This window comes from Streptomyces bottropensis ATCC 25435 (assembly GCF_000383595.1).
Classification (GTDB): Bacteria; Actinomycetota; Actinomycetes; order Streptomycetales; family Streptomycetaceae; genus Streptomyces; species Streptomyces bottropensis.
In genome coordinates this window covers 758,670-782,479 of the sequence record NZ_KB911581.1, presented here as the reverse complement: position 1 = coordinate 782,479, position 23,810 = coordinate 758,670, and the positions used below count along the sequence as shown (strand labels likewise).

Annotated in this window: 18 protein-coding genes and 1 rRNA gene; 6 read left to right on the top strand and 13 right to left on the bottom strand. The window is 71.1% G+C overall.

Annotated features, from left to right (window positions below):
• Positions 1–11: 11 nt before the first annotated feature.
• A 16S ribosomal RNA gene (locus STRBO_RS39870) occupies positions 12–1,538 on the bottom strand.
• 834 nt (positions 1,539–2,372) lie between these two features.
• On the opposite strand from STRBO_RS39870, the gene trpS reads away from it, so the two are divergent.
• Positions 2,373–3,368, top strand: coding sequence for a tryptophan--tRNA ligase (trpS, locus tag STRBO_RS0103470; protein ID WP_005475695.1), 996 nt, complete (start codon positions 2,373–2,375; stop codon positions 3,366–3,368).
• 12 nt (positions 3,369–3,380) lie between these two features.
• Here trpS and proC read toward each other — a convergent pair whose 3' ends face one another.
• From proC to STRBO_RS0103440, 6 genes are all read right to left on the bottom strand, one after another.
• Positions 3,381–4,193 carry a pyrroline-5-carboxylate reductase gene (proC, locus tag STRBO_RS0103465; protein ID WP_020113787.1) on the bottom strand — a complete coding sequence of 271 codons (813 nt, stop codon included), beginning with the start codon at positions 4,191–4,193 and terminating at the stop codon, positions 3,381–3,383.
• 112 nt (positions 4,194–4,305) lie between these two features.
• The gene (locus STRBO_RS0103460; protein ID WP_005475697.1) at positions 4,306–5,094 is read right to left on the bottom strand and encodes an ABC transporter permease; all 789 of its coding nucleotides are present in this window, start codon (positions 5,092–5,094) and stop codon (positions 4,306–4,308) included.
• Positions 5,091–5,906 carry an ABC transporter ATP-binding protein gene (locus STRBO_RS0103455; RefSeq protein ID WP_086016300.1) on the bottom strand — a complete coding sequence of 272 codons (816 nt, stop codon included), beginning with the start codon at positions 5,904–5,906 and terminating at the stop codon, positions 5,091–5,093. Before STRBO_RS0103455 ends, STRBO_RS0103460 begins: the two co-directional genes overlap by 4 nt.
• A 240-nt stretch (positions 5,907–6,146) precedes the next feature.
• Positions 6,147–6,953 carry a class I SAM-dependent methyltransferase gene (locus STRBO_RS0103450; RefSeq protein WP_020113786.1) on the bottom strand — a complete coding sequence of 269 codons (807 nt, stop codon included), beginning with the start codon at positions 6,951–6,953 and terminating at the stop codon, positions 6,147–6,149.
• A 140-nt stretch (positions 6,954–7,093) separates the two neighbouring features.
• Positions 7,094–7,660 carry a hypothetical protein gene (locus STRBO_RS0103445; RefSeq protein ID WP_005475700.1) on the bottom strand — a complete coding sequence of 189 codons (567 nt, stop codon included), beginning with the start codon at positions 7,658–7,660 and terminating at the stop codon, positions 7,094–7,096.
• A 152-nt stretch (positions 7,661–7,812) separates the two neighbouring features.
• Positions 7,813–8,166: an SH3 domain-containing protein gene (locus STRBO_RS0103440; RefSeq protein ID WP_005475706.1), complete on the bottom strand. Its 354-nt coding sequence runs from the start codon at positions 8,164–8,166 to the stop codon at positions 7,813–7,815.
• A 196-nt stretch (positions 8,167–8,362) separates the two neighbouring features.
• On the opposite strand from STRBO_RS0103440, the gene STRBO_RS0103435 reads away from it, so the two are divergent.
• Positions 8,363–10,642 (top strand): serine/threonine-protein kinase, encoded by a 2,280-nt coding sequence (locus tag STRBO_RS0103435; protein ID WP_005475707.1) that lies wholly within the window; start codon positions 8,363–8,365, stop codon positions 10,640–10,642.
• 140 nt (positions 10,643–10,782) lie between these two features.
• On the opposite strand, the gene ilvD is transcribed toward STRBO_RS0103435, so the two are convergent.
• The 4 genes from ilvD to STRBO_RS0103415 all read right to left on the bottom strand — a co-directional run bounded on the left by ilvD (position 10,783) and on the right by STRBO_RS0103415 (position 15,380).
• The gene (ilvD, locus tag STRBO_RS0103430; protein WP_020113784.1) at positions 10,783–12,636 is read right to left on the bottom strand and encodes a dihydroxy-acid dehydratase; all 1,854 of its coding nucleotides are present in this window, start codon (positions 12,634–12,636) and stop codon (positions 10,783–10,785) included.
• A gap of 158 nt (positions 12,637–12,794) precedes the next feature.
• A complete protein-coding gene (locus tag STRBO_RS0103425; protein WP_005475711.1) occupies positions 12,795–13,412 on the bottom strand; it encodes a TetR/AcrR family transcriptional regulator in 618 nt (205 codons plus the stop codon).
• Complete coding sequence (locus STRBO_RS0103420; protein WP_005475712.1) at positions 13,409–14,230, bottom strand: sugar phosphate isomerase/epimerase family protein; 822 nt, start codon at positions 14,228–14,230, stop codon at positions 13,409–13,411. The genes STRBO_RS0103425 and STRBO_RS0103420 overlap by 4 nt, the downstream gene beginning before the upstream one ends.
• A 217-nt stretch (positions 14,231–14,447) precedes the next feature.
• Positions 14,448–15,380: a Ppx/GppA family phosphatase gene (locus tag STRBO_RS0103415; RefSeq protein ID WP_005475713.1), complete on the bottom strand. Its 933-nt coding sequence runs from the start codon at positions 15,378–15,380 to the stop codon at positions 14,448–14,450.
• Between the two features lie 71 nt (positions 15,381–15,451).
• On the opposite strand from STRBO_RS0103415, the gene STRBO_RS0103410 reads away from it, so the two are divergent.
• Positions 15,452–16,363, top strand: coding sequence for a DUF3109 family protein (locus STRBO_RS0103410; RefSeq protein WP_051085253.1), 912 nt, complete (start codon positions 15,452–15,454; stop codon positions 16,361–16,363).
• A gap of 213 nt (positions 16,364–16,576) precedes the next feature.
• Here the strand turns inward: STRBO_RS0103410 and STRBO_RS0103405 are convergent, their stop codons facing one another.
• The gene (locus STRBO_RS0103405) at positions 16,577–18,301 is read right to left on the bottom strand and encodes a BACON domain-containing protein (RefSeq protein WP_005475723.1); all 1,725 of its coding nucleotides are present in this window, start codon (positions 18,299–18,301) and stop codon (positions 16,577–16,579) included.
• Positions 18,302–18,516: 215 nt separating this feature from the next.
• On the opposite strand from STRBO_RS0103405, the gene STRBO_RS0103400 reads away from it, so the two are divergent.
• The 3 genes from STRBO_RS0103400 to disA all read left to right on the top strand — a co-directional run bounded on the left by STRBO_RS0103400 (position 18,517) and on the right by disA (position 22,745).
• Entirely contained in the window at positions 18,517–19,902 is a 1,386-nt protein-coding gene (locus STRBO_RS0103400) for a hypothetical protein (protein WP_005475726.1), read from the top strand.
• A 228-nt stretch (positions 19,903–20,130) separates the two neighbouring features.
• Positions 20,131–21,540, top strand: a complete 1,410-nt coding sequence (gene radA / locus STRBO_RS0103395) for a DNA repair protein RadA (protein WP_005475728.1) — start codon at positions 20,131–20,133, stop codon at positions 21,538–21,540.
• Between the two features lie 80 nt (positions 21,541–21,620).
• Positions 21,621–22,745 (top strand): DNA integrity scanning diadenylate cyclase DisA, encoded by a 1,125-nt coding sequence (gene disA, locus STRBO_RS0103390; protein ID WP_028796443.1) that lies wholly within the window; start codon positions 21,621–21,623, stop codon positions 22,743–22,745.
• Positions 22,746–22,895: 150 nt separating this feature from the next.
• Here the strand turns inward: disA and STRBO_RS0103385 are convergent, their stop codons facing one another.
• Positions 22,896–23,726 carry a hypothetical protein gene (locus tag STRBO_RS0103385; RefSeq protein ID WP_005475737.1) on the bottom strand — a complete coding sequence of 277 codons (831 nt, stop codon included), beginning with the start codon at positions 23,724–23,726 and terminating at the stop codon, positions 22,896–22,898.
• Between the last annotated feature and the right edge of the window lie 84 nt (positions 23,727–23,810).

The window sequence follows — 23,810 nt, the reverse complement described above, 5'->3', positions numbered from 1 at the left end:
GTGCTCCTTAGAAAGGAGGTGATCCAGCCGCACCTTCCGGTACGGCTACCTTGTTACGACTTCGTCCCAATCGCCAGTCCCACCTTCGACAGCTCCCTCCCACAAGGGGTTGGGCCACCGGCTTCGGGTGTTACCGACTTTCGTGACGTGACGGGCGGTGTGTACAAGGCCCGGGAACGTATTCACCGCAGCAATGCTGATCTGCGATTACTAGCAACTCCGACTTCATGGGGTCGAGTTGCAGACCCCAATCCGAACTGAGACAGGCTTTTTGAGATTCGCTCCGCCTCACGGCTTCGCAGCTCATTGTACCTGCCATTGTAGCACGTGTGCAGCCCAAGACATAAGGGGCATGATGACTTGACGTCGTCCCCACCTTCCTCCGAGTTGACCCCGGCAGTCTCCTGTGAGTCCCCATCACCCCGAAGGGCATGCTGGCAACACAGAACAAGGGTTGCGCTCGTTGCGGGACTTAACCCAACATCTCACGACACGAGCTGACGACAGCCATGCACCACCTGTCACCCGACCACAAGGGGGGCACCATCTCTGATGCTTTCCGGGCGATGTCAAGCCTTGGTAAGGTTCTTCGCGTTGCGTCGAATTAAGCCACATGCTCCGCTGCTTGTGCGGGCCCCCGTCAATTCCTTTGAGTTTTAGCCTTGCGGCCGTACTCCCCAGGCGGGGAACTTAATGCGTTAGCTGCGGCACCGACGACGTGGAATGTCGCCAACACCTAGTTCCCACCGTTTACGGCGTGGACTACCAGGGTATCTAATCCTGTTCGCTCCCCACGCTTTCGCTCCTCAGCGTCAGTAATGGCCCAGAGATCCGCCTTCGCCACCGGTGTTCCTCCTGATATCTGCGCATTTCACCGCTACACCAGGAATTCCGATCTCCCCTACCACACTCTAGTCTGCCCGTATCGAATGCAGACCCGGGGTTAAGCCCCGGGCTTTCACATCCGACGCGACAGACCGCCTACGAGCTCTTTACGCCCAATAATTCCGGACAACGCTCGCGCCCTACGTATTACCGCGGCTGCTGGCACGTAGTTAGCCGGCGCTTCTTCTGCAGGTACCGTCACTTTCGCTTCTTCCCTGCTGAAAGAGGTTTACAACCCGAAGGCCGTCATCCCTCACGCGGCGTCGCTGCATCAGGCTTTCGCCCATTGTGCAATATTCCCCACTGCTGCCTCCCGTAGGAGTCTGGGCCGTGTCTCAGTCCCAGTGTGGCCGGTCGCCCTCTCAGGCCGGCTACCCGTCGTCGCCTTGGTGAGCCGTTACCTCACCAACAAGCTGATAGGCCGCGGGCTCATCCTTCACCGCCGGAGCTTTCCACACTCATCGGATGCCCGAGAGTGTTGTATCCGGTATTAGACCCCGTTTCCAGGGCTTGTCCCAGAGTGAAGGGCAGATTGCCCACGTGTTACTCACCCGTTCGCCACTAATCCCCACCGAAGTGGTTCATCGTTCGACTTGCATGTGTTAAGCACGCCGCCAGCGTTCGTCCTGAGCCAGGATCAAACTCTCCGTGAATGTTTACCCGTAATCGGGTCGACACCACGAGAGCGGAACAGTCAGGCGGAATAAGCCCGACCGTTCACAGCGTCCTCGCTGTGTTTTACTTCAAAGGAACCTCGCCCCAACCGGAGATCCGGCCGGGAACGGGGTATCAACATATCTGGCGTTGATTTTTGGCACGCTGTTGAGTTCTCAAGGAACGGACGCTTCCTTTGTACTCACCCAAGCTACTCTCGGGCTTTCCTCCGGGCAGTTTCCCTTCGGTCTTGCGTTTCCGACTCTATCAGACCGTTTCCGGTTCCGATTTCCTCGGTGCTTTCCAGGTTCCCGCTTTCGCGTTTCCCTTTCCGGCGGTTCCGACTCTACCAGATCCTTTCGGTCCTGATTCCCAGTCAGCGGGTGTTGTCCTCGCGGCTGTTGGGCCGCTCCGACGAGTGAGACTTTAGCGGATTCCCTGCCTCCGAGCTAATCGGGGGCTGCGCCCTTTCGAACGCGGATTCCTCATTTCGCAAATACACATGCCAAGGACACGACGACAGGTCGTCGATTGTTGGTGGTTACCTGCGGAATGGCTGTCCGGGGACCGACCGAGGTCGGCGCTCACGTCGAACAACCCGGAGAACACTACGTACCGGCTCGGGGTGTGTCAACTCGCTGCCACGGGGTCCCATGAGGCGTAGCCTGACCCCCATGACTACGCGTACGTGTCACCAGCAGTGGTGGGCCGCCTGACGGCGGCCGTACGCACGTATGTACTCGACGGCCGCCGCCCCCGGCGGCCGTTTCTCGTATCTCCCTCCTGTGGGACGGCCGGCCGGGTGGTGGCGGTCCTGATCAGGAGGTGGAGAGATGACACGGGTGTTCAGCGGGATCAAGCCGACGGGGCATCTGACGCTGGGGAACTACCTGGGAGCCGTACGACGGTGGGCCGAGGTCGACCAGCACCGGACGGACGCGCTGTTCTGTGTGGTGGATCTGCACGCGCTCACCGTGGACCACGATCCGGCGCGGGTGCGACGGCTGACCCGGCAGGCGGCGACCCTGCTGCTGGCGTCGGGGCTTGATCCGGAACTGTGCACCGTCTTCGTCCAGAGTCACGTGGACGAGCACGCACGGCTGTCGTATCTGCTGGAGTGCGTGGCCACGGACGGCGAGATGCGTCGGATGATCCAGTACAAGGAGAAGTCGGCGCGGGAACGGGAGCGGGGCGGCAGTGTCCGGCTGTCGCTCCTGACCTATCCCGTCCTGATGGCGGCGGACATCCTGGCGTACGGGACCGACGAGGTGCCCGTGGGCGATGACCAGACGCAGCATGTGGAACTGACGCGGGACCTGGCCGTGCGCTTCAACCAGCGGTACGGGCGGACGTTCGTGGTACCGCGGGCCACGCGTCCGAAGGTCGCGGCCCGGGTGATGAACCTCCAGGATCCGACGTCGAAGATGGGGAAGACCGACGACGTCGGGCCGGGCATCGTCTATCTGCTGGACGAACCGGACGTGGCGCGGAAGAAGGTCATGCGGGCCGTGACCGACAGCGGGCGGGATGTCGTGTACGACCCGGAGAAACGGCCGGGGCTCGCGAACCTGCTGGAGATCCTCGCCGCCTGTGAGGGTGGGAACCCCGAGGACCTGAGCGGTGTATATGAATCGTACGGAGCACTGAAGAAGGACACCGCAGAGGCCGTGGTCGAGCTCCTCAGGCCCGTACAGGAGAGGCACAAGGAGTTGTGCGCGGATCCTTCGTATGTTGAGGGGGTGCTGCGGTTGGGTGCGGAGAAGGCCAGAGGGATGGCTCGGCCGAGGGTGGATGAGGCGTACCGGGCGATCGGTCTGCTGGCCGGCTGACCGCGCGGGGCGTCAGTCCTTCTTGCCGGAGGCCAGTTCGCGGCTGCGGTCGCGGGCGGCCTCCAGTGCGGCGATCAGCGCGGCGCGCACTCCGTGGTTCTCGAGTTCACGGATGGCGCTGATCGTCGTGCCGGCGGGAGAGGTGACGTTCTCGCGGAGCTTGACGGGGTGTTCGCCGCTGTCGCGGAGCATCGTGGCCGCGCCGATGGCGGACTGGACGATCAGATCGTGGGCCTTGTCCCGGGGCAGGCCGAGGAGGATGCCCGCGTCGGTCATGGCTTCGACCAGGTAGAAGAAGTACGCCGGGCCGGAGCCGGAGAGGGCGGTGCAGGCGTCCTGCTGGGACTCGGGGACGCGAAGGGTCTTGCCGACGGCGCCGAAGATCTCCTCGGCGTGCGCGAGATCGGCCTCGCTCGCGTGGCTGCCGGCGGAGATGACGGACATGGCCTCGTCGACGAGGGCGGGGGTGTTCGTCATGACACGTACGACGGGGGTGCCTGCGGCCAGGCGCTCCTCGAAGAAGGAGGTGGGGATACCCGCCGCGCCGCTGACGACCAGGCGGTCGGCGGGGGTGTGCGGGGCGAGTTCGTCGAGGAGGGTGGCCATGTCCTGAGGCTTGACCGTGAGGATGAGCGTGTCGGCGGTCTTCGCGGCCTCGGCGTTGGTGACCGGGGTGACGCCGTAGCGGGTGCGGAGTTCTTCGGCGCGTTCGGGACGGCGGGCGGTGACCAGGAGGTCCGCGGGTGCCCAGCCGGCTCGGATCATGCCGCTGAGCAGGGCCTCGCCGATCTTGCCGGTGCCGAGGACTGCGACTTTCTGGCTCATGGTGCGGGTGCCCTCCGGAGGTGCGTCGTCCTGGGGCCATCCTCGCACCGGGGACGCGGGTTCGGTCGGCGTGTCCGGTGGGCGGGACGTCGGCCGGGTGGCGTGTCGGGCGTCAGGTCGTCCGGCGCCGCAAGGTGGCCGCTCCCAGGGTGAGGACCAGGACGGCGCAGCCGGCGACGATCGCGATGTCGCGTACGAAGGTGGCGGTCATGTCGGTGTGGAGGAGCACTTCGTTCATGCCGTCGACGGCGTAGGACATGGGGAGGACGTTGGAGATGGCCTCCAGGGCGGGGTGCATGTTCGCGCGGGCGGTGAACAGGCCGCAGAGGAGGAGCTGGGGGAAGATCACGGCCGGCATGAACTGGACGGCCTGGTACTCGGAGGAGGCGAAGGCCGAGACGAAGAGGCCGAGGGCGGTGCCGAGCAGGGCGTCGAGGAGGGCGACGATCAGGAGGAGCCAGGGGGAGCCGGTGACGTCCAGGTCGAGGAACCAGACGGCCAGACCCGTGGCGAGGGCGGACTGGATGACCGCCAGGGTGCCGAAGGCGAGGGCGTAGCCGGCGATCAGGTCTCCCTTGCCGAGAGGCATGGAGAGGAGGCGTTCCAGGGTGCCCGAGGTGCGCTCGCGCAGGGTCGCGATCGAGGTCACCAGGAACATCGTGATCAGCGGAAAGATGCCGAGGAGTGAGGCGCCGATGGAGTCGAAGACGCGTGGGCTGCCGTCGAAGACGTAGCGCAGCAGGAACAGCATCACGCACGGGATGAGGATCAGCAGGGCGATCGTGCGGGGGTCGTGGCCGAGTTGGCGGAGGACTCGGGCGGCTGTGGCGGTCGTGCGGGAGTAACTGAGGGCCCTGGGGCGGAAGGCCACCGGGGGCGTGGATGTCGTCGTGGCGGTCATCGCGCCGGCTCCTTCTGGTGTGCGTCGGTCGTGGCTGTGGGCGCGGTCGCCGTGGCCTCGTCGACCAGGCGGAGGAAGGCCTCTTCGACCGTTTCGGTGCGGGTGCGGGTGCGGAGGGCCTCGGGGGTGTCGTCGGCGAGGATCCGGCCCTCGCGCATGAGGAGGAGGCGGTGGCAGCGCTCGGCCTCGTCCATGACGTGGGAGGAGATCAGGAGGGTGGCCCGGCGCTCGGCGGCGATGGTGTGGAAGAGGGCCCACAGTTCGCGGCGGAGGACGGGGTCCAGGCCGACGGTGGGCTCGTCGAGGACCACCAGTTCGGGGGCGCCGAGGAGGGCCACGGCCAGGGAGACGCGGCTGCGCTGACCGCCGGAGAGGTTGCCGGCGAGGGCGTCGGCGTGGGTGGTGAGGTCCACGTCGGCGATGGCCCGGGTGACGTTCTCGTGGCGGCGGTCGGCGGCCGCGCGGCCGGGGTCGAGGATCGCGGCGAAGTAGGCGAGGTTCTGGCTGACGGTCAGGTCGTCGTAGACGGAGGGGGCCTGGGTGACGTAGCCGATGCGGGAGCGGAGGGTGGCGTCGCCCGCGGGGCGGCCGAGGACGTCCAGAGTGCCGGTGACCTTGGCCTGGGTGCCGACGATCGCTCGCATCAGGGTGGATTTTCCGCAGCCGGAAGGGCCGAGGAGGCCGGTGATCTGGCCCTGGGGGACGGCGAAGTCGACGGCGCGGAGCACGGTGCGCGGTCCTCGGGCGACGGTGAGGTTCTGGGCGTGGATGGCGGGTGGGAGTGAGGGCCCGCTCCCGGATTTATTCATCATGTGATGAATATTGCGCAGGGCGAGGGGGACGTCAAGTGAGGGGGTGAGGTGGGTTCTGGGCGGGCCGGGTACCGGATGTGGGTTTCGGGCGGGTACCGGGTGGGGGCAGGCGGAAGCGCGAGCGGGCGCGTAGGCGGCGCGGGCGCTCGGCAGGGGTGATGGGGATGGGGGTGCGGGCCGGTCGGTGGGTCGGAGGGTGCCCACGGGTGGAGGGTGTTCCCGGGGCGGGACGGCGGGCGTTCAGGGGCGGATGGCCACCAATAGGTCTACGTCGTAGATCTCTTCGATGGTTTCGGTGGGGAAGAGTCCGCGAAGGTGGGCTCGTTCCTCGGTGAGGAACGTGGAGGTGGCCTCTTCGCCGAGGATCAGGAACCCCGAGTGGCTGGCGATGTTGGCCAGGTGGGTGTCCAGGGGGACCGTGCGGCTCCAGCGGATCTGGCAGCGGGTGAAGTCGAGCCGGTCGGTGGTGTCGGCGAGGGCCGCTGTGTCGGCGAGGGCGGCGGGTGCGCCGGAGCCGCTCCTCTCGACCGGGGTGCCGGGGTCCACGCCGAGGAAGCGGTGGATGCGGACGGTGGCGTCGGCGATCCAGGGGACGTCGACGGCGTCGGTGTTCCACCAGAGGGCCAGTGCGCCGCCGGGACGGAGTACGCGCAGTGCCTCCGGGACCGAGCGGGCGGGGTCGGTCCAGTGCCAGGACTGGGCGTAGGTGAGGAGGTCGGTGGAGGCGGTGGCGACGGGGAGCGCGTTGCCGTCGCCGCGGACCAGGGGGATGTGGGGGTGGCTGCGGCGGAACTGGGCGGCCATGCCCGCGCCGGGTTCCACGGCGAGGACGTCGGCGCCGCGGGTGTGGAGGAGGGTGGTGGATATGCCGGTGCCCGCGCCCACGTCCACGGCGCGTGCGCCGGGGAGGGGGCGACCGGCCAGGGCTTCGATGGTGTCGAAGAGGGTGGGTGGGTAGGAGGGGCGGTTCGCCGCGTACTGGGCTGCGGCGGCGTTGAAGGAGTGGGCTCGGGCGGTGTGGGAGAGGCGGGGGCGGGAGGTGGTCATGGGGACATCGTGGCTCGGTGGGGCGGCGTTGGGGAGGGGCTGTCGCCCGGGCCGCACCCACCCGTCCCGTTCCCGGGGGCTGCACCCTCCCGCGTCGCGGTTCGCCGCGTACCTGGCGGGGGCGGTGATGTGCCCGTCGGTCAGGGGCGGCGGCGCTTGGCCGGGTTCTTCGTGCGCTTGGCTGTGCGGCGGTCGTACTGCCGGCGGGCCTCGGTGTACTCCTCGCGGTGGAGGGACTCGCCCGGGGCCTCTTTCAGGGAGCGGAGGAAGTAGGCGGTCAGGGAGCCGAGGAAGCCGATGGTGAGGAGGCCCCGTAGGGAGGAGTGACGGGCCGGGTCCGGGCGTTTGGTGAAGGCACCCCAGGTGTGGCCGAAGGCCAGGGCGCTGCAGATGGCGAACATGACGACGACCAGGATGCTGACGAAACCGCCGACCGCGGCCAGTTGCAGGCCCTCGTAGGCCAGGCGCAGCACCAGGCAGGAGACGGCCAGGGCCGCGAGCGAGCCGGCGGTGACGGTCGCGCGGCGGGCCGTGTAGTTGCCGTCGTGGTTCAGCCAGGTGGTTCCGAAGAAGCGGATGGGTTCGGGGCGAGGGCCCGTAGGGGTCGCCGGGGAAACGGCCGAGGGCGCCTGCGGCCCTTGCGACCCCTGGCCCTGGCCCTGGCCCTGTGTCTGCCCCGCCTGGTCGTCCTTCGGCTTGTCGCTCACGGGTCGATTATGGCTCCGGCGTCGGAGCGGCTGCGCGGCGGTGCCCGGGCCCCCGGGGCGGCCGGACCGGCCTGGCCGCGGTACCCCGCGCGGGGTACCGCGGTGCTCTCCATGCCGCCGTGCCGTGTCGTCGGTCGGCCCCGGTTCCTGGGTCAGCCGCAGCGGCCCGCCACGTAGCCGTCGCTGCCGGTGTAGACGTAGGCGTCGGAGATGTACTGGCCGTCGTCGATGTTGTCCCAGACATTCGTGGTGCCGTAGGGGCCGGAGATGGTCTGGCCCGGGGTCTGGCAGTAGATCGGTACCGTGACGCCCTCGGAGAGGACGCGGACGATGCCATAGCTGGTGCTCGGGCCGCTGCGGACGTTGAGACGGACGCCGGGCGCCACCGCGTAGCGGCGGACGGCCGCCGTGACCGTCGCGGTGGTGGCCGAAACCTCGGCCGATGGCGTGACGGTCCGCTCCCCCTCGCCGCCCCCCGCGATCTCTTCGACATGGTCGACAGACATGGCTGAACTCCCCCCGTTTGAAACCCCGTTTGACCCCCATGCAGGGCATGGGGACCCTTTGATACCCCTGAATCAGGACACACACACCTGTGCGTTTTTCGCACGTGAAGGCTAGCAAGCCGCCTCTGTCCCGTACGTGTCATCGACTAGGCTCCGAGCGTCGCGCGAGCGGCCGAAACAGCACGGGGGTGGACCCATGGCACCGCAGCGCGGCACCGGGTCGGGAGAGGAAGCGGAACTTCCCGAGTACGCCGGCCACTACCGTCTGGAATCGTGTCTGGGTTCGGGTGGCATGGGCGTCGTCCATCTGGCCGCCTCCACGTCCGGCCTGCGGCTCGCGGTGAAGGTGGTGCACGCCGAGTTCGCCAAGGACCCCGAGTTCAGAGGGCGTTTCAAGCAGGAGGTCGCCGCCGCCCGACAGGTGAGCGGCGCCTTCACCGCCCCGGTCGTGGATGCCGACACCGACAGCGCGCGGCCCTGGATGGCCACCCTCTTCATCCCCGGCCCGACCCTCGCCGAGTACGTCAAGCGGAACGGGCCCATGCCGCCGGGGCAGTTGCGGCGGCTGATGGCCGGGCTCGCGGAGGCGCTGCGCGACATCCACCGCGCCGGCGTCGTGCACCGGGACCTCAAGCCCAGCAACGTACTGCTCGCCGAGGACGGTCCCAAGGTCATCGACTTCGGTATCTCGCGGCCGAAGGACAGCGAACTGCGCACCGAGACGGGGAAGTTGATCGGCACACCGCCGTTCATGGCCCCCGAGCAGTTCCGGCGGCCCCGGGAGGTCGGGCCCGCGGCCGACATCTTCGCGCTCGGCTCGGTCACGGTGCACGCGGCCACCGGGCGCGGGCCCTTCGACTCCGACAGTCCCTATGTCGTCGCCTACCAGGTCGTCCACGACGAGCCGGACCTCACCGACGTACCCGAGAACCTCGCTCCCCTCGTCCGCGCCTGCCTGGCCAAGGAGCCCGAGGACCGGCCCACGGCGGACGAGCTGATGCACGAACTCCGGTCCGTGGCCGCCTCGTACGACACCCAGACCTTCATGACGACCCGGCGGGAGCGAGAGGGGGCGGGCTGGGCGTCTCCGCCGGGCCGGGCCGCGGACGTGACGGAGGACGCCACCGGCACCGCAACCAGCACCGCCCGCGGCACCGGCACGGACTCGGACACAGGCACCGGCGCCGATTCGGGCGGCGGCCTCGTCGGGGCCGAGGGGCGAGGAGACTCCGGGCGGCGCACGGACCAGGGCAGCAGCCGGGCCGGTCGCCGGTCGCGCATGCGGGCCCTGCTCGTCGCCGTCTCGGTGGTGCTCGTCGCGGGCGGGGGGTTCGCCTCCGTGCGGGCGCTGGGAAGCGAGGGCGGGCGGACGGACGGTGGCGCGGCCTCTCCCCGGACCGGACGTGCGGCGGCCGACGCGCCCGCCCTCGACGCCTGGGCCACCAGGCCGGCGGCGAAGAACAGGAGCGCGCCGCACTGCTCGTACGGGTCGGGGAAGCTGTTGTGCGTGCAGCCGGGGCTGGTCTCCGCGCTGGATCCGGCGGACGGCAGTGTGCTGTGGCGGCACACCGTCGCCGGGGCGAGTGCGCTGGGCACCGGTGACCCGCCCGTCGTGTCGGGTGGACTGGTGCAGGTGCTGACGGACGAGAGCCGCCGGGCCCAGGCGCTGGACCCGGGCACCGGGAAGGTGCGGTGGGAGCTGGACGTCTCGGCGTACGGCGGCAGGCACTACGCCGGCGGCGCGCTGCTCCTGACCGCCGCCGACGGGACGGTCACCGGTGTGGACGGCGCCACCGGCGACACCCTGTGGAGCGGCCGCATTCCAGGGCAGCCGGAGGCGTACTTCACGTCGTTCGACGGGGACCGGTCGGCGTACCTGGCGAGTGTCATCGGCAAGGGGGCGGGTGCGCGCACGCGGATCACCGCGGTGGACCCGAGGACGGGGGACGTGCGCTGGGACGCCCCACTGGAGGGCCACCTGGAGCTGCTGGGGGTCCAGGACGGCGCCCTCGTCCTTGGCGAGATCGGTGGTGCCTACGACGACACGGTCGCCGTGGTCCGGTACGACCCCGGCACCGGGAGCACGGTCCGGGTCGCCCTGCCCGTGCGGCTCCAAGGGGCCCACGGGGTCGTGCGGGGCGATGTCGTGTACCTGTTGAGCGGCGAGCAGGGCGCTCTCACGGCCGTCGACCTGAAGACGCGTAAGCAGCTGTGGCGGACGGAGACGGGGGTCGCCCGGAGTTCGGCGCCGGTCGCCGACGACCGGCATGTGTACTTCACCGCGTCCGACGGACGGTTGCTCGCGGTGGACGTACGCAAGGGCGGGATCAGCGGGGACACGCCGTCGCGGCTCGGGGACCCGGGCCGGGTCACCGCCTCGCTGCCCGAGCCCGTGGTCATCGACGGCCGGGTCTGCGCGGGCACGCTCGACGGGACGGTGCTCGGGCTGGACGGGAACGATCCGGGGAGCTGGTGACCCTCCCCCGGTCACGGCCGGGCGAGTGCGCGTGCGAGTGACGTCGATTTCACGGCCGAGCGGCTGCACGGAGAGCGGCTGCACGAACGAGGGCCGTCCCGTAGGGGAACGGCCCTCGATGTACTGCTTCCGCGGGGCCCTCAGCCCAGCTTGCTGACGTCCCGCACCGCGCCCTTGTCGGCGCTGGTGGCCATCGCGGCATAGGCGCGCAGCGCGGCCGACACCTTGCGCTCCCGGTTCTTCGGGGCGTGGACGCCGTTCAGGGCCTGCTCGCGGCGGGCCAGCTCGGCGTCGTCGACCAGCAGCTCGATCGAACGGTTCGGGATGTCGATGCGGATACGGTCGCCGTCCTCGACGAGGGCGATCGTGCCGCCGGCGGCCGCCTCGGGCGAGGCGTGGCCGATGGAGAGGCCCGAGGTGCCGCCGGAGAAGCGGCCGTCGGTGACGAGCGCGCAGGCCTTGCCGAGGCCGCGGCCCTTCAGGTACGAGGTCGGGTAGAGCATCTCCTGCATGCCGGGGCCGCCCTTGGGGCCCTCGTAGCGGATGACGACGACGTCGCCCTCCTTGATCTCCTTCATGAGGATCTTCTGGACGGCCTCCTCCTGCGACTCGCAGACGACCGCCGGGCCCTCGAACGTCCAGATCGACTCGTCGACGCCCGCCGTCTTCACCACGCAGCCGTCGACCGCCAGGTTGCCCTTGAGGACCGCGAGGCCGCCGTCCTTGGAGTAGGCGTGCTCGGCGGAGCGGATGCAGCCGCCCTCGGCGTCCACGTCCAGGGCCTCCCAGCGCTCGGACTGGGAGAAGGCCTCGGCGGAGCGGACACATCCGGGTGCCGCGTGCCACAGTTCCAGTGCCTCCGGCGACGGGGAGCCGCCGCGCACGTCCCAGGTCTTCAGCCAGTCGGCGAGGGATGGGCTGTGAACCGAGTTGACGTCCTCGTTGAGCAGGCCCGCGCGGTGCAGTTCGCCGAGGAGGGCGGGGATGCCGCCGGCCCGGTGCACGTCCTCCATGTAGTACGTGCGGTCCTTGGCGACGTTCGGCGCGACCTTCGCCAGACACGGCACCCGGCGCGAGACCTCGTTGATGTCGTCCAGGTCGAACGGGACGCCCGCCTCCTGGGCGGCGGCCAGCAGGTGCAGGATCGTGTTGGTCGAGCCGCCCATCGCGATGTCGAGGGCCATGGCGTTCTGGAAGGCCGCGAAGGTGGCGACGTTGCGGGGCAGGACCGTCTCGTCGTCCTGCTCGTAGTAGCGGCGGGTGATGTCCATCACCGTGCGGCCCGCGTTCTCGTACAGCGCCCGGCGGGCCGTGTGCGTGGCCAGGACCGAGCCGTTGCCCGGGAGGGCGAGTCCGATGGCTTCCGCGAGGCAGTTCATCGAGTTGGCGGTGAACATGCCGGAGCAGGAGCCGCAGGTCGGACAGGCGTTCTCCTCGATACGGAGGATGTCCTCGTCCGAGATCTTGTCGTTGACCGCGTCGGAGATCGCGTCGACCAGGTCGAGCGTGCGGACCGTGCCGTCGACGAGGGTGGCCCGGCCGGACTCCATGGGGCCGCCGGAGACGAAGACGGTCGGGATGTTGAGCCGCAGGGCGGCGTTCAGCATGCCCGGGGTGATCTTGTCGCAGTTGGAGATGCAGATCAGGGCGTCGGCGCAGTGGGCCTCGACCATGTACTCCACGCTGTCCGCGATCAGGTCGCGGGAGGGGAGGCTGTACAGCATGCCGCCGTGGCCCATCGCGATGCCGTCGTCGACGGCGATGGTGTTGAACTCGCGCGGGATGCCGCCGGCCGCGGTGATCGCCTCGCTGACGATACGGCCCACCGGCTGGAGGTGGGTGTGGCCCGGCACGAACTCGGTGAAGCTGTTGGCGACCGCGATGATCGGCTTGCGGCCGATGTCCGCGCCCGGTACACCGGAGGCGCGCATAAGGGCGCGGGCGCCCGCCATGTTGCGGCCGTGGGTGACTGTGCGGGACCTCAGCTGGGGCATCGCGCTCGCTCCTTCAGAGACTGCGATCAGAGAGTTCTGACTGCATCGAGCGTACGCCCGTTGCGCCAAGGGTTGGACAGCTTGTCCGAAATGCGGGACGACTGTCTCGGTTCTCGGCCGCGGGCGCGTGGTGGTGGCGTGCGCCGTTCCGCGCGCCGCTAGAGAGGCGCGGTGAGGTGGGCCTGCACGACGGGCGCCACTCTTCTGATGATCTGCTCCGGGTCCGCCGACGCCAGTGGCTCGACCTTGATCACGTACCGCAGCATCGCGATGCCCACCAGCTGCGCGGCGGCCAGTTCGGCCCGCAGCTCCGCGTCCTGCACCTCCAGGCGGTCGGCGATGCGGCGAAGCACCTGCGTGGCGATGATGCGGCGGAAGACGGCGGCGGCGGCCTCGTTGTTCACGGCGGAGCGGACGATCGCGAGCAGGGGCGTACGGGTCGCCGGGTTCTCCCAGACGCCGAAGAAGAACCGGGCGAGCCGCTCGCCGACGCCGTCGAGGGGGCCCTCCTCGACGGCCCGGGGAGCCTGCATGGCCGGGCCGAAGGAGAGGGTGATGGCGGCCTCGAACACCTGCTCCTTGGTGCCGAAGTAGTGGTGCACGAGCGCCGAGTCCACCCCGGCGGCCTTGGCGATGCCGCGTACGGACGTCTTGTCGTAGCCGCGCTCGGAGAACTCCTCGCGGGCCGCGGCGAGGATGCGGTCGCGCGCGGCGGGCGTGTCTGCCGATTCCGTGCGGGAGGGCCGGCCCCGGCGGCGGGGGGTGGCCGAGGTCACGACCGGGGGACCCGCACGGCGGAGGCGAGGTGCAGCCGGGTGAAGGCGAGGGCCTCCGCCAGGTCGGCCTCGCGCTCGGCGGCGGACATGGCGCGGCGGGTGTTGACCTCGATCACGACGTGGCCGTCGAAACCGTTGTGCGCGAGACGTTCCAGCAGCTCGGCGCAGGGCTGGCTGCCGCGACCCGGGACGAGGTGCTCGTCCTTGGCCGATCCCCTGCCGTCGGCCATGTGCACGTGGCCGAGGCGGTCGCCCATGCGGTCGACCATCTCCAGGGCGTCGGTGCGGGAGGTCGCGGAGTGGCTGAGGTCGATCGTGAAGTGCCGGTAGTCGTCCTTCGTCACGTCCCAGTCGGGGGCGTACGCGAGCATCTCGCGGTCGCGGTAGCGCCAGGGGTACATGTTCTCGACGGCGAACCGGACGTCCGTCTCGCCCGCCATCCGCCAGATCCCGGTGACGAAGTCGCGCGCGTACTGGCGCTGCCAGCGGAAGGGGGGGTGTACGACGACCGTGCTCGCGCCGAGCTTCTCGGCGGCGGCCTGGGCGCGCTGGAGCTTGACCCACGGGTCGGTCGACCACACCCGCTGGGTGATCAGCAGACAGGGGGCGTGTACGGCGAGGATGGGGATCTGGTGGTAGTCGGAGAGACGGCGCAGAGCCTCCAGGTCCTGGCTGACCGGGTCGGTCCAGACCATGACCTCCACGCCGTCGTAGCCCAGGCGCGCGGCGATCTCGAAGGCCGTGGCCGTCGACTCCGGATACACGGAGGCCGTGGACAGCGCGACCTTCGCGTCCGGGATCCGTACGGGTTCTGCCACGCGCCACAGCCTACGGGGTGGGGCGGGCCGGGTGGGCCGGGGGGCATGAGGTCGGCCGGGGCTGGGTGGGCCCGCCCGTACGCCGTGGGGGTGCTCCGGGAAGGCGACCGCGGGCCGGTCGGGGCTGGTCGCGCCGGTCCCCGCGCCCCTGAAAGACACGGGTCGCGGGCCGGGGGTGGGGCCCGGACGGAGACATCCCCGTACGCCCCCGGTTCCCCTACGCCGTACCCATGTGGTCCAGGCGTCGCAGGATCACGCCCTCCCGCAGCGCCCAGGGGCAGATCTCCAGGGTCTGCACGTCGAAGAGGTCCATCGCGGCCTCGGCGACCAGCGCGCCCGCGAGGATCTGGTTCGCGCGGCCCTCGGAGACGCCGGGGAGCGCGGCGCGCTGGGCCGTGGTCATGTGGGCGAGCTTGGGGACCCAGGACTCCAGGGCCTCGCGCTTGAGGTCGCGGTGGACATAGAGGCCCTCCGTGGAGCGGGCCGCGCCGCCGATACGGGCGAGCTGCTTGAAGGTCTTGGAGGTGGCGACGACGTGGTCGGGGGCACCGAACCGGCTGAACTCGCCGACCGTCCGGGCTATCTGCGCCCGGACATGCCGGCGCAGGGCGCGGATGTCGTCGGGGGTGGCCGGGTCGCGGGGCAGCCAGCCGGCGGTGAGGCGCCCGGCGCCGAGCGGGAGCGAGACGGCGGTGTCGGGCTCCTCGTCTATGCCGTACGCGATCTCCAGGGAGCCCCCGCCGATGTCGAGGACGAGCAGCTTGCCCGCGGACCAGCCGAACCAGCGGCGGACGGCGAGGAAGGTCAGCCGGGCCTCCTCGGCGCCGGCGAGGACCTGCAGTTCGACCCCGGTCTCGTCCTGGACCCGGGCGAGGACCTCGTCGGCGTTGCTGGCCTCGCGCACGGCGGAGGTGGCGAAGGGCAGCAGTTCCTCCACGCCCTTGTCCTCGGCGGCCTGGAGCGCCTCGTGGACGACGGCTATGAGTTTCTCGACCCCTTCGGAACCGATGGCCCCGGCCTCGTCGAGGAGCTGGGCAAGGCGTAGTTCCACCTTGTGCGAGTGCGCGGGCAGGGGGCGTGCCCCCGGGTGTGCGTCCACCACCAGCAGATGCACCGTGTTCGATCCCACGTCGAGGACACCGAGTCTCATGGGCGGAACGCTACTGCCAGCGGAGCCGTGCAAGGTCCTCGATGCGGCCTCCGGCGCCGTACCCTGGACGGGTGCCAAAGACGAAAAAGGCAAAGGCCGACAAGTCGGCAGCGGGAGCGGCCGTGACCGGCGGCTCTTCGCGGGCGAAGGCGGCGACCAGGCCACCGAAGTCGGCGAAGGGCTCCGCGGAGTCCACGGCGCCGGACGAGAAGGGACTCGATTTCGCGCGCGCGTGGGTGGAGTTCCCTGATCCGGCGGACGACGAGCAGGTCTTCCGCTGCGATCTCACCTGGCTGACCTCGCGCTGGAACTGCGTCTTCGGCAGCGGCTGCCAAGGCATCCAGGCGGGCCGCGCGGCCGACGGGTGCTGCAGCCTGGGCGCCCACTTCTCGGACGAGGACGACGAGAAGCGCGTCGCCGAACATGTGGCGAGGCTCACTCCGGAGATCTGGCAGTTCCACGACGTGGGCACGGAGACCGGCTGGGTCTCCAAGGACGAGGACGGCGACCGCCAGACCCGTCCCTACAAGGGGTCGTGCATCTTCCAGAACCGCCCGGGCTTCGCCGGGGGCGCGGGCTGCTCGCTGCACATCCTGGCGCTGCGGGAGGGCCGCGAGCCGCTGGAGACCAAGCCGGACGTCTGCTGGCAGCTGCCGATCCGGCGCACGTACGACTGGATCGACCGGCCCGACGACACGCGGGTGCTGCAGGTGTCGATCGGCGAGTACGACCGCCGCGGCTGGGGCCCAGGCGGCCACGACCTGCACTGGTGGTGCACGTCGGCGACCTCCGCGCACGGCGCGGGCGACCCGGTGTACGTCTCGTACCGGCCCGAGCTGGTCGAGCTGATGGGCAAGGCGGGGTACGACCGCCTGGTCGAGCTGTGCGAGCAGCGACTGGCGTCGCGTCTGCCGCTGGTGGCGTCCCATCCGGCGGATCCGGTCACCCCGCCGGCCGAACCGGTGGATTCGGTCGGACCGTAGGCGAAGTCGTGGATTCGGTCGGACCGCAGGCGGAGTCGGTGGATTCGGTCGGACCGGAGACGGAGTCGGTGGATTCGGTCGGACCGGAGACGGAGTCGGTGGATTCGGTCGGACCGCAGGCGAAGTCGGTGGATTCGGTCGGACCGCAGGCGAAGTCGGTGGATTCGGTCGGACCGCACCGGCCCCTCCCTCCCGGCACGCACCCCGCGCTCCCTACGAAGCCGGCGGCGGGTCGCCTCCCCCGTCGCTCGGCGGTGAGGTCGGGCCGGGCGGGTCCGTGGGGGTCTCGTCGGTGGGCGCCGGGGTCGGGTCGGGCTGCGCCGGGCCCGTGGGTGTGGGGTCCGGGTCGGGTGCCGGGGGCGGGTCCGTGGGCCTCGGCGGGCCCGGGTCCGCATCCGGTGGGGTCGGCCGGGGGTCGACCGGCGGCGTCGGCACCGGACCGTAGCCCTCGATCGTCACCACGGCGCCCGAGGGAGCCAGTGAGACCTCCGCCGTCCAGTACCCGGCGGGCTCGCTCAGCTGGTCGACGTACACCTTGATCGTCGTGGACGCGCCGGGCTCCAGGGTGCCCGAGGACCGGCTGAGGTAGAGCCAGTCGGCGCCGGTGCGGGCGGACCAGCGGACGGGGGAGTCGCCCGTCGCCTTCAGGGTGATGAGGGTGGTGTCGCCGTCGTTCGCCGCGGTGACGGCGAGCGCGCCCCGCCCCTTCCCCTGGGTGACCTCCACGGACACGTCGTCCGCGGGTCCCTTGCCGGGGCGGGCGCCGGGCCCGGTCCGGGCGTTGCCGGCGTTCTCGTAGGCGTCGCCGCCGCCCTCGCCGACGGCGCCGTCGCCGTCGCCGTCGCCCTGTTCCTCGCCCGCGCTGACGGAACGGCCGTCGGCGCCCTCGCCGATGAGGGGGGCGCCCCGGTAGGCGGCCCACAGGGCGAAGACGGGCGCGGCGACCACGGTGGCCACGACGGTCGTCGTGACGGCACGCGCGCGCAGCCGGTCCCGGCGGGCGGCGCGGTCCCTCGGGTCCATGGGGAAGCCCCGGCGGTCGAAGCGCGGGGCGCCGCCACGCCCGCGCGTGAGGTGCGCCGTCGCGGACACGAGGGCCGCGCGCGGCGCTTCGAGCACGGGCAGCGCGGCGGGCGTGACGCTGGTGCCGGGCCAGTGGCCGGGGACGGCGTGCTCGGCGGCGCGGCGGCAGACGGGACAGTCGTCGACGTGCCGGACGAGTTCGCGGCGCAGGGCGGCGCTCAGGACGAACGGCTGGTCCCCCGCGAGGCGGGCGACGCCCGGACAGGCGCCGCTCTCCACGACGGCCAGGGCCGCCCTGGTGCGCTCCACCTCGCAGGCGGCGGAGGCGAGCAACTCCCGGGCGGCGGCCGGGTCCATCCCCAGCACGTCGGCGACCTCGGGGGCGGTGAGCTGGTGCCGCACCGCCAACTCCAGCGCCTCGCGCTGCTCGGGCGTGGTGCCGGCGGCCTCCGGCCAGGCGAGCCGGGCCAGTTCACGCCTGCGCCGCCGCTCCTCGTCCTCGGAGAGGACGGCGGATCCGACGGCGTTCTTCGCGGCGCGCGGCTTCTCGGTCCCGCCGGCGTGTGCGGGCGGGCGCGCGGAGGCGTGCGTGCCCGGCCGTTTCTGCCGGACCTCCGTGAGCCCGCGCAGACAGGCCCACCGGGCCAGCGCGTACAGCCGGGCCCGGCGGCCCCCGGCGTCGCCCGGACCCCGGCGGCGGTCGGCGAGCACGAGGACGTCCGCCAGGGCCGCGGTCGCCGCGTCGTGGTCGCACAGCACCGACATGCAGTAGGTGAACAGGCCGTCCAGGTACGGCTCGTAGTGCGCCGGCGTGCGCTGCGCCACCGCCCGCGCGGCCGCCCGATCGCGCGCCTCGCTGTACGCCCGGTGCGCGCCGGTGGTGCGGGTCGAGGTTTCCGGACTGATGCTCATCATTCATGGACGGTAGGCGCCCGGAAGCAGCACCTTCCCGCCCCTTCGACACATTTACTCCGTACGGGTGAAACGATCCCTCATAAGGGGACAGGAACCCCGGGTTCCGGCGACATCCCGCCAATGTTGTGCACTTTATTGACCACGGCCACTAATTCGCCCTACATTCCCGGAGTCCAAGTTACCTTCAGGTACGCCGAGTCAGGAGCCCCACTCTCATGACCGCACGCGCCTTCCGCTCGTCCCCCGGCCGCACGCTCACCGCCCTGGCCGCCGCCGTCGTCCTCTCGCTGACCGGCGCCTCCGCCTCGACGGCCACCGCGCGGACGGCCGCGCCCGCCGTCGAACGCCTCACCGGCACCCTCCCTGACGGGGCCGCCTGGATCGCGGACGTCCCGGAGAACTGGAACGGCACCCTGATCGTCTTCAGCCACGGCTTCGGCGGCACCGCGCCCCAGAACGCCCCCCGCGAGGCCGTACGCCTGCGGCTCCTCGAAGAGGGCTACGCGCTCACCGGATCCTCCTTCGACGTGAGCGAGACCCTCTGGGCCCTGGAGAGCGCCGAGCGCGACCAGGTCGCCACCATCGCGGCGGTCACCGAGAAGATCGGCGAACCCACCCGCACCCTCTCCGTCGGGCAGTCCATGGGCGGTCTGGTCAACGCCCGGCTCGCCCGCTCCGGCGCCGGCGGGATCGACGGCGCCCTCGGCCTCTGCGGTCTCGTGGCCGGCGCCAACGACCTGCACACCTACCAGCTCGACGCCGAGTACACGATCGCCCGGCTCCTGCTCCCGGACACGCCGGTGAAGCTGGTGGACTTCGCCTCCGAGGCCGACGGCGCCGCGACCGGCCGGCAGCTCACCGACGCCGTCGTCGCCGCGCAGCAGACCCCCGAGGGCCGCGCCCGTATCGCCCTCGCCGCCGCCTACCTCAACCTGCCCACCTGGGCACCCGGCAAGGACCGCCCCGCCGACGGGGACTGGGAGGCACAGCAGGCCCAGCAGTACGCGTGGCTCGCGCAGGGTGTCCTCAACCGCGTCGAACCCGCCCGCCACCACGTCGAGAAGGCCCTGGGCGGCAACAACTCCGGGAACAAGGGCGTCGACTACGCGCGCGTGCTCGCGAACTCGCAGCACGCGCCCCTGGTCAAGGCTCTGTACAAGAAGGCCGGCCTGAACCTGCGCGCCGATCTGCGGAACCTGACCTCCCACGCCGACATCACCGCCGACCCGGCCGCCGTCGCGGCCGGCGAGCGCACCTCCTCCGCCGGACAGGGCCTCGCGGTCCCGCTCCTGGACATCCACACCGTCGCCGACGACCTGGTCCCCGTGGAGCAGGAGTCCCGCTTCGCGACCCGCGTGCGCGCCTCCGGCGACGCCGCCCTCCTGCGCCAGGCCTACGTCGAACGCCAGGGCCACTGCGCCTTCACCACCGCCGAGACCGTCGCCGCCCTGCACGCCCTGGAGTCCCGCCTCGACTCCGGCCGCTGGGGCGCCTCCGCGACCCCGGGCGCCCTCCAGACCGCCGCCCTCGCCCTCGGCCTCGACGGCGCGGCGTACGTCCCGTACCGCCCGGCCGACCTGACGATCGGGCCCCGCCGATAGGACACGTTCGCGAGACACGGGGGCGCGCCGCCAGGCAACCGGTGGCGCGCGTCCCCGAGGGGCGCGGGAAACGGCGTGAGCAACCGCGTCCCCCTGGCGCCCGCCCCACGAGCACGCCCCCCACAGCGAACGGGCGCCCCCCACCGGGCCGGCACACCCACGGCCGCCGGCCCCGGCCCGAGCCGCCCGACCCCCGCCGCTGTCAGTGCCCTCCGTTACGGTTCGTGCATGGCTGCCCGTACGAAAACCGCGAAGGACCGGCCGTCCTACCGCTGCACGGAGTGCGGCTGGCAGACGGCCAAGTGGCTCGGCCGCTGCCCCGAATGCCAGGCGTGGGGCACGGTCGACGAGTACGGCACGCCCGCCGTCCGTACGACGGCCCCCGGCCGCGTCACCACCTCCGCCGTGCCCATCGGCCAGGTCGACGGCCGCCAGGCCACCGCCCGCACCACCGGGGTCCCGGAGCTGGACCGGGTCCTCGGCGGCGGCCTGGTCCCCGGAGCCGTGGTCCTCCTCGCGGGCGAGCCGGGCGTCGGCAAGTCCACCCTGCTCCTCGATGTCGCCGCCAAGGCCGCCGACGCCGAGCACCCGACCCTCTACGTCACGGGCGAGGAGTCCGCCAGCCAGGTCCGCCTGCGGGCCGACCGGATCAACGCCCTGCACGACCACCTCTACCTCGCCGCCGAGACCGACCTCTCCGCCGTGCTGGGCCACTTGGACGCGGTGAAGCCGTCCCTGCTGATCCTCGACTCGGTCCAGACGATCGCCTCCCCCGAGATCGACGGCGCCCCCGGCGGCATGGCCCAGGTCCGCGAGGTCGCCGGCGCCCTGATCCGCGCCTCCAAGGAACGCGGCATGTCGACCCTCCTGGTGGGACACGTCACGAAGGACGGCGCCATCGCGGGCCCCCGTCTCCTGGAGCACCTCGTCGACGTGGTCCTGCACTTCGAGGGCGACCGGCACGCGCGCCTGCGCCTGGTGCGCGGCGTCAAGAACCGCTACGGAGCGACGGACGAGGTCGGCTGCTTCGAGCTGCACGACGAGGGCATCACCGGCCTCACCGACCCCAGCGGTCTCTTCCTCACCCGCCGCGACGAACCCGTCCCCGGCACCTGCCTGACCGTCACCCTGGAGGGCCGCCGCCCCCTGGTCGCGGAAGTGCAGTCGCTCACAGTCGACTCGCAGCTCCCCTCCCCCCGGCGCACGACGTCCGGCCTGGAGACCTCGCGAGTCTCGATGATGCTCGCGGTCCTGGAGCAGCGCGGCCGTATCAGCGCCCTCGGCAAGCGGGACATCTACTCGGCGACGGTCGGCGGCGTGAAGCTCTCGGAGCCCGCCGCGGACCTCGCGATCGCCCTCGCCCTGGCGTCCGCGGCGACCGACACCCCGCTGCCCAAGAACCTCGTGGCGATCGGTGAGGTGGGCCTCGCGGGCGAGGTAAGACGGGTCACGGGCGTCCAGCGCCGGCTCTCCGAAGCGCACCGCCTGGGGTTCACCCACGCGCTCGTTCCGTCCGATCCCGGCAGGGTTCCTCCCGGTATGAAGGTCCTCGAAGTGGCCGACATGGGAGACGCCCTGCGGGTGCTGCCCCGATCCCGTCGGCGAGAGGCCCCACGGGACGAGGAGGACCGCCGGTAGACTTTGCCCAGGTCTCGCCCGTCCGTACGAACCAGGAGTGCGAAACGGGAGCGCCCCCAACCCGCGACCGGAGGAGTGCAGTGGCAGCCAACGACCGGGCAGCAGCTCCCGGAAAGTCCGGTGGGAGCTCCGGTGCCGATGGCCTGATGCGCGCCTCACTGAGCGCCGTGGCACCAGGTACGGCCCTTCGCGACGGGCTCGAGCGGATTCTCCGCGGCAACACCGGCGGGCTCATCGTGCTCGGCTTCGACAAGACCGTCGAGCCGATGTGTACCGGCGGTTTCGTCCTGGATGTGGAGTTCACGGCCACTCGCCTGCGGGAGCTGTGCAAGCTCGACGGCGGCATCGTGCTCTCCTCGGACCTCTCCAAGATCCTCCGGGCGGGTGTGCAACTGGTTCCCGACCCGACGATCCCCACCGAGGAGACCGGCACCCGGCACCGCACGGCCGACCGTGTCAGCAAGCAGGTCGGCTTCCCGGTCGTCTCGGTCTCCCAGTCGATGCGCCTGATCGCGCTGTACGTCGACGGCCACCGGCGCGTCCTGGAGGACTCGGCGGCGATCCTGTCGCGCGCGAACCAGGCCCTGGCGACGCTGGAGCGGTACAAGCTCCGCCTGGACGAGGTGGCCGGCACCCTCTCCGCGCTGGAGATCGAGGACCTGGTGACGGTCCGGGACGTCTCGGCGGTCGCGCAGCGGCTGGAGATGGTCCGCCGCATCGCCACCGAAATCGCCGAATACGTGGTCGAACTGGGCACCGACGGCCGCCTCCTGACCCTCCAGCTCGACGAACTGATCGCGGGTGTCGAGCCGGAGCGCGAACTGGTCGTCCGGGACTACGTCCCGGAGCCGACGGCCAAACGCTCCCGCACGGTCGACGAGGCCCTGCGCGAACTCGACGCCCTCGCCCACGCGGAGCTCCTCGAACTGCCCACCGTCGCCCGCGCCCTCGGCTACACCGGCTCCCCGGAGGGCATGGACTCCGCGGTCTCCCCGCGCGGCTACCGCCTCCTGGCCAAGGTCCCCCGCCTCCCCGGCGCCATCATCGACCGCCTCGTCGAACACTTCGGCGGCCTGCAGAAGCTGCTCGCCGCCAGCGTCGACGACCTCCAGACGGTCGACGGAGTGGGCGAAGCCCGCGCCCGCAGCGTCCGCGAGGGCCTGTCCCGCCTGGCGGAGTCCTCGATCCTGGAGCGGTACGTCTAGCAGCGCGGAGGCCGTCCGGCCGGGCAGAGACCATCCGGTAAGGCGGAGGTCGTCCGGTAAGCGGAGGTCGGTGCGGGGCCGTGAGGGCGGCCCCTGCGAGCACGGGACGGGTGGAGCGTCGGGGATGACCCCGGTCGCCGGTCCCGACCGTCAGTCCTTCTCCAGCACGAACGACGCCCGGGCCGTGGCCAGCCCCGGAGCCTTCGCCTCCACGAGGTAGGTCCCCGCACCGGCCGAACCCGCCGACGGGGTCGCGCAGTTGGGCGCGCTGGGGGCGCGGTTCCACTCCACCGTGTAGGTGACCCGGTCCCCGGCGGGCACCCGGAACAGCAGGCTCCCCGCGGTCTCGTGGCAGTCCTCGGACGCCCAGAACGCGTCGTCGCCGTCGGCCGCGGTGATCGTCACCACCGTGTTGTCCGGCCCGAGGTCGAGCTTGCAGTCACCGCCGGAGGAGTTGCGCGCGATCAGCTCGAACGTGGGGTTCACGCCGGGCTCGTAGTCGTTGCGCACACTGCGCACGGTCAACTTCACGGCCCCGGCGGTGCAGTTGGGCAGACTCGACCCCGCGTCGACCTGCTCCCCGGAACTGCTGCCGTTCTTGCCGCCGTCGTCCGACGTGCCCCCGCCCGCGGCACCGGACCCGTCCTCGGCGCCCCCGGAACCAGAACCAGAACCCGAACCCGAGCCGCCGGATCCGGAGCCCGAACCGTCGCCGCCCGCGCTCGACCCGTCGCCCGACTCGTCCCGTCCGCCCGGCGCTTGACTGATCGCGGGACCGGACTGCGAGGGCCCGGGGGTGATCGAGGTGACGGGGTTCTTGCCGTCGGGCTCGCCCGCGTCGTTCCCGTTGCCACCGCCACCGCCGGTGACGATCCATACGACCAGGATCGCCAGCAGACCGAGGACGGTCAGCAGAATGGCCCTCCGTCGCCAATAGATGGTGGAGGGAAGCGGCCCGATCGGATTGCGCAGAGATCCCACGGCGCAAACTGTACGAGAGATCGGGCCCGTCACCGGCCCCACCCGCCGCCCGAAACTCCAACTTTTCCGGATCATCATCCCGGT

Excerpts from the sequence above, each read along its gene's own strand:
- STRBO_RS0103435 (WP_005475707.1), top strand. The coding sequence starts at position 8,363 with ATGGCACCGCAGCGCGGCACCGGGTCGGGAGAGGAAGCGGAACTTCCC.
- radA (WP_005475728.1), top strand. The coding sequence starts at position 20,131 with ATGGCTGCCCGTACGAAAACCGCGAAGGACCGGCCGTCCTACCGCTGC.
- STRBO_RS0103405 (WP_005475723.1), bottom strand. The coding sequence starts at position 18,301 with ATGATGAGCATCAGTCCGGAAACCTCGACCCGCACCACCGGCGCGCAC.
- trpS (WP_005475695.1), top strand. The coding sequence starts at position 2,373 with ATGACACGGGTGTTCAGCGGGATCAAGCCGACGGGGCATCTGACGCTG.
- ilvD (WP_020113784.1), bottom strand. The coding sequence starts at position 12,636 with ATGCCCCAGCTGAGGTCCCGCACAGTCACCCACGGCCGCAACATGGCG.
- STRBO_RS0103415 (WP_005475713.1), bottom strand. The coding sequence starts at position 15,380 with ATGAGACTCGGTGTCCTCGACGTGGGATCGAACACGGTGCATCTGCTG.
- STRBO_RS0103450 (WP_020113786.1), bottom strand. The coding sequence starts at position 6,953 with ATGACCACCTCCCGCCCCCGCCTCTCCCACACCGCCCGAGCCCACTCC.
- STRBO_RS0103460 (WP_005475697.1), bottom strand. The coding sequence starts at position 5,094 with ATGACCGCCACGACGACATCCACGCCCCCGGTGGCCTTCCGCCCCAGG.
- proC (WP_020113787.1), bottom strand. The coding sequence starts at position 4,193 with ATGAGCCAGAAAGTCGCAGTCCTCGGCACCGGCAAGATCGGCGAGGCC.
- STRBO_RS0103440 (WP_005475706.1), bottom strand. The coding sequence starts at position 8,166 with ATGTCTGTCGACCATGTCGAAGAGATCGCGGGGGGCGGCGAGGGGGAG.
- STRBO_RS0103455 (WP_086016300.1), bottom strand. The coding sequence starts at position 5,906 with ATGATGAATAAATCCGGGAGCGGGCCCTCACTCCCACCCGCCATCCAC.
- STRBO_RS0103400 (WP_005475726.1), top strand. The coding sequence starts at position 18,517 with ATGACCGCACGCGCCTTCCGCTCGTCCCCCGGCCGCACGCTCACCGCC.